General features: G+C 73.8%; 7 protein-coding genes. 2 read left to right on the top strand and 5 right to left on the bottom strand.

Annotated elements, in window-relative coordinates; genetic code table 11:
- Together E1265_RS34735 and E1265_RS34730 are read left to right on the top strand one after the other, a co-directional pair.
- Positions 1 to 292 (top strand): BRCT domain-containing protein (locus E1265_RS34735; RefSeq protein ID WP_347877286.1); only part of this gene is annotated, 292 nt, incomplete at its 5' end.
- 25 nt (positions 293 to 317) lie between these two features.
- Entirely contained in the window at positions 318 to 1,133 is an 816-nt protein-coding gene (locus E1265_RS34730; protein ID WP_132934935.1) for an SURF1 family protein, read from the top strand.
- A gap of 297 nt (positions 1,134 to 1,430) precedes the next feature.
- On the opposite strand, the gene amaP is transcribed toward E1265_RS34730, so the two are convergent.
- Genes amaP through E1265_RS34705 form a run of 5 tightly spaced genes read right to left on the bottom strand, consistent with a single transcriptional unit; the run spans position 1,431 to position 3,773 of the window.
- On the bottom strand, positions 1,431 to 2,015 hold the full coding sequence (gene amaP / locus E1265_RS34725) for an alkaline shock response membrane anchor protein AmaP (RefSeq protein WP_132934934.1): 585 nt from the start codon (positions 2,013 to 2,015) through the stop codon (positions 1,431 to 1,433).
- On the bottom strand, positions 2,012 to 2,719 hold the full coding sequence (locus tag E1265_RS34720) for a DUF6286 domain-containing protein (RefSeq protein WP_243741328.1): 708 nt from the start codon (positions 2,717 to 2,719) through the stop codon (positions 2,012 to 2,014). The genes amaP and E1265_RS34720 overlap by 4 nt, the downstream gene beginning before the upstream one ends.
- A complete protein-coding gene (locus E1265_RS34715; protein WP_347877285.1) occupies positions 2,719 to 3,102 on the bottom strand; it encodes a hypothetical protein in 384 nt (127 codons plus the stop codon). The genes E1265_RS34720 and E1265_RS34715 overlap by 1 nt, the downstream gene beginning before the upstream one ends.
- Positions 3,099 to 3,293, bottom strand: a complete 195-nt coding sequence (locus E1265_RS34710; RefSeq protein ID WP_132819924.1) for a hypothetical protein — start codon at positions 3,291 to 3,293, stop codon at positions 3,099 to 3,101. The genes E1265_RS34715 and E1265_RS34710 overlap by 4 nt, the downstream gene beginning before the upstream one ends.
- Before the next feature lie 9 nt (positions 3,294 to 3,302).
- Positions 3,303 to 3,773 carry an Asp23/Gls24 family envelope stress response protein gene (locus tag E1265_RS34705; RefSeq protein ID WP_132934933.1) on the bottom strand — a complete coding sequence of 157 codons (471 nt, stop codon included), beginning with the start codon at positions 3,771 to 3,773 and terminating at the stop codon, positions 3,303 to 3,305.
- Between the last annotated feature and the right edge of the window lie 125 nt (positions 3,774 to 3,898).

Below are 3,898 nucleotides of genomic sequence, written 5' to 3'. Positions count from 1 at the left end.
CCCCTACCCCAACCCCGGCCGGTACCAGGCGGGCGGGCGTCTCGTGCAGGGGATGCGGGTGGCGTTCTCCGGCGACACCTCGACGGACCGGGAGCTGCTCGAGGACCAGGCCTTCGAGGCCGGGCTGCACGTCGCGTCCAGCGTGTCGAAGTTCACCAGCCTACTGGTCACCAACGACCCGGACTCGCCCACGGCCAAGGTGGTGCGGGCCCGCGCGGTGGGCACCCCGATCCTGGATGAGGCGGCCTTCACCCAGTTGTTGCGCGACGTGGCCCCGGCGCAGGAGAGGTGAGCCCCTTCGGGTACGGTCGTCAGCTGTGTACCGCTTTCTGCTGTCCCGGCAGTGGGTGATCCTCACCCTGGTCGCCCTGCTGCTGATCCCGACGATGATCTGGCTCGGGTTCTGGCAGCTGCACAGACACGAGCAGCGGGTGGCGCGCAACGACCTGATCGCGTCCAGCCTCGAGGCACCGCCGGTGCCGATGGGCGAGCTGTCGTCGGTGGGCGGCGCGCCCGACCCGGACGACCGCTACCGCACGGTCACCGCCACCGGCGTCTACGACGAGGACGGCCAGGTCGTCGTGCGCAACCGCACCAACGCGGACGGCAGCGTCGGCTACCACGTCCTCACGCCCGTGATCCAGGAGGACGGCACGGCGGTGCTGGTGAACCGGGGCTGGATCTCGGCCGGCTCCGACCTGACCAGGACTCCGGAGATCCCGGCCCCGCCGTCCGGCGAGGTCACGGTCACCGGCCGGCTGATGGCCGACGAGACCTCCGCCACGACCGGCATCAGGGAGCGCTCGGGGCTGCCGGACGGCATGGTCATGATGATCAGCAGCGCGGAGCGGTCGGAGGCCATCGGGGTGCCGATGGTGGGCGGCTATCTGGAGCTGACGGAGACCTCGCCAGAGCCGGCCGAGCAGGAGGGCCAGCCGCAGCCGCTGCCCGAGCCCGACCACACCGGCATCGGCGCGCACCTCGCCTACGCCTTCCAGTGGTGGATCTTCGCGGCCGGCGTGCCGGTGGGGTGGTTCCTGCTCGTGCGCCGGGAGGTCCAGGACCGGCGTCAGGCGGCGGGCTCCGCCGGGGCGGAGGAGCGGTCACCCACGCCCCACCACGCACCGGCGTGACGTTCGCGACGCGCGTCCGCCGTTGAGGGTTCTCCCCCACCCATCCCCTTCTCGCCCCGCGCGGTTCGGTTGCCGGCCAAGCCGGGCCGGGCTCGCGCCAGGCAGCGTCACGCCGGCGGCCGCTGGCACGGCGACCGGCCGGACCGGGGCACCGAGCGCCTCATGGATCGGCCACGGGCCGGCGCCGCCCGCCGCGGGCGCGGCCGTTGGACAGCCGCACCAGGGCGTCCGGCGTCCCCCGGTCCTGACCGCTCGGCACCGTGGTGGGCCCTGCCCCGCCCGGGGGCGTCGGCGTCGTCAGCTCAGGCGTTCCGGCGCGTGCTTGGCGGAGCGGAGGCGGACCTCGGCGGGAAGGACATCGAGGCCGGCGGAGACGCGGGCGTGCTCCACGGCCTCGTGGTGCAGGCGGCGCACCGCCTCGTCCGGCTTGGCGTGCGGCGCGAGCAGCAGGCCGACGCGGATCCTCGGCTGGGTGCGGCGGCCGACCAGCGTGACCCTGGCCTCGTCGATGCCGGGCAGCGACTCCGCCTCGGCGGCCACCACGTCCTCCATCGCCCGGCCGCGCAGCAGCGCGCCCACCCCGTCGCCGCTGTCCACCAGCACCTCGGCGAGCCGCCGCTGCCGCAGCTGCGCGACGAGCCACCACACGGACAGCAGCACCACGAGCGCGAGCCCTCCGATGACGGTGGTCCACCACCAGCCCTCGTCCCGCCACCGCGTGCGGTCGGCGTCGCTCAGCAGCACATCCTCCGGCCCGCTCCAGGGCCAGCTGCCCGGCGCGAGGTCGAGCGCGGCCAGCGTGACCGCGAGACCTCCGGCGAACAGCGCGAGGCCCAGCAGGCCGAGCAGCACCCGATTGACGACAGTCAGCACGTCCGTCACCTCCTCGCCGGCCGGCGGACCTGCACGGCGAGCGCCGGCTGGCGGGCCAGGCCGAGTTCCCCGATGCCCTCACCGAGCACCGCGTCCAGATCGGCCCTGACCACGTCCAGGTCGCGGAAGTGCGCCTGCGCCCACACCCTGACCCGGCGGCGGCCGACCGACACCCGCACCGAGCGCACCCCGGACACCTCGAGCGCCCGGTCCCGCAGCACCACGGCGGCGGCCCCGCGCTCGATTCCGGCGCGCCGGAACCTGTCGTGGAACTCGTCGTCCCCGCGCCGCATCGGCAGCAGCCCCCGCAGTCCTGGCGTCACGGCGAGGACGACGAGCCAGCCGCCGAGCAGCATCGCGGCCACCGCGCCCAGCGCCACCCAGGCGTCGTCCAGGCTCCTTGCGGCGAGCTCGTCGGCGAGCCGGCGGCGCCAGGCGGCGGCCGGCCGCTCGGCCCGCACCGAGACGATGTCGTACAGCGGCACGCCGGCCGCCACGACTAGCAGCGCCGCGGCCAGGCCCGCCGGCAGCCGGCGCACCGACCAGAACCGCGGCACCGTCTCCGACTCGACCGCGCCCGGCTCGTAGCGGGCGGCGGAGGTCGTCTTGGCGAACGCGCTCTCCTCGGCGTCCGCTCGCGCCTCCGCCGGCTTCTCGGCCTTCTCCAGTGTGGTGGTGGCCGGGTTGGCCACGTCCTCGTCCGAGTCGCTCATCACCGCACTCTCCCCGAGCCGTTGCGGTCGGCGGTCAGGTGCGCGGAACGCAGCCGTTCCACCGCGACGACCACGTCGGTCGTCTCCATGCCGGCCAACTCCCTGATGCGCCGCTCCACCTGGCGGCGGACCTGGCGGCACCGGGCGCCGATATTACAGGGATACCCGAGTTCGACCTCCAGCTGAACACTGGCGAGCCCACCGGCTCCCGAGGGGTCGGGCGACCGCCGCACCACGGCCGTCGCGTGCTGCTCGGCGTCGTCCCCGAGCGCCTCGCGGGCGGCCTGGGCGGCGAGCTTGGCCACGACCCGCTCGGAGATCCGGGTCGCGCCGCGATCCGCGGCCGGTACCGACGGCTCCGCCACCATGTCCACCGTGCTCACCGCCGCCGGTCCTCGCCGCGGTCCCTGACCCGGAAGAAGTCCCCGGGTTCGAGGTCGCCGTCCGCGAACCGGCCGGCCACGAAGCCGATCGCGCCCAGGGAGGCCACCAGCAGAAAGGCCCCGAAGCCGCCGAAGTATCCGGCGAAGCCCAGCGCCATGCCGGCGATCATGCCGATCACAGCCATGCTCATCTCGCGCTCCTACTGCAGCGGTGGGCGTTCGTCGTCGTCCTCTTCCTCGTCGGGCAACCTGACGTCCCCGACGTTGATGTTGACCTCGACGACCTCGAGCCCCGTCATCCGTTCCACGGCAGAGATGACGTTCTCCCGTACCGTACGGGATACCGCGGCGATGGAAACTCCGTATTCCACAACGATTTCGAGATCGAGCGCGGTCTGCACCTCGCCGACCTCCGCCTTGACGCCGCGCGTCGCCGACCTGCTGCCGCCCGGCACGCGATCGCGAACCGCCCCCAGGGTGCGGGCGCTTCCACTGCCCATGGCGTAGACGCCAACGACGTCACGGGCCGCCATGCCGGCGATCTTCGCCACCACGCCGTCGGAGATGGTGGTGCGCCCACGGGTGGCGGGATCGCCCGTTCCGCGTCGGGTCCCGGTCGCCGTCGTCCGCGCGGGAACCTCGGTCGTCGCCTCCGTGCCGGTGTCGGTCACTTGGCCTGTGCTCCTTTCGGGTGGTGCGGCTGCGCTGCGCTGTGCTGGGGGTGGTGCGGGCGTTGGTGGGGGTGAGCATACGAGATGCCTGTCCCGGTGCTGGGCGCTCACTCGGGGTTTTCTTT

The organism is Streptomyces sp. 8K308, assembly GCF_004348315.1.
In the GTDB taxonomy this organism is placed as follows: Bacteria; Actinomycetota; Actinomycetes; order Streptomycetales; family Streptomycetaceae; genus Streptomyces.
The sequence above is the reverse complement of the archived record's forward strand: the minus strand, read 5'-3'. Positions and strand labels throughout refer to the sequence as shown.

Bases quoted from the DNA above. Each gene is read 5' to 3' on its own strand.
- E1265_RS34710 (WP_132819924.1), bottom strand. From the start codon at position 3,293: ATGAGCATGGCTGTGATCGGCATGATCGCCGGCATGGCGCTGGGCTTC.
- E1265_RS34720 (WP_243741328.1), bottom strand. From the start codon at position 2,719: ATGAGCGACTCGGACGAGGACGTGGCCAACCCGGCCACCACCACACTG.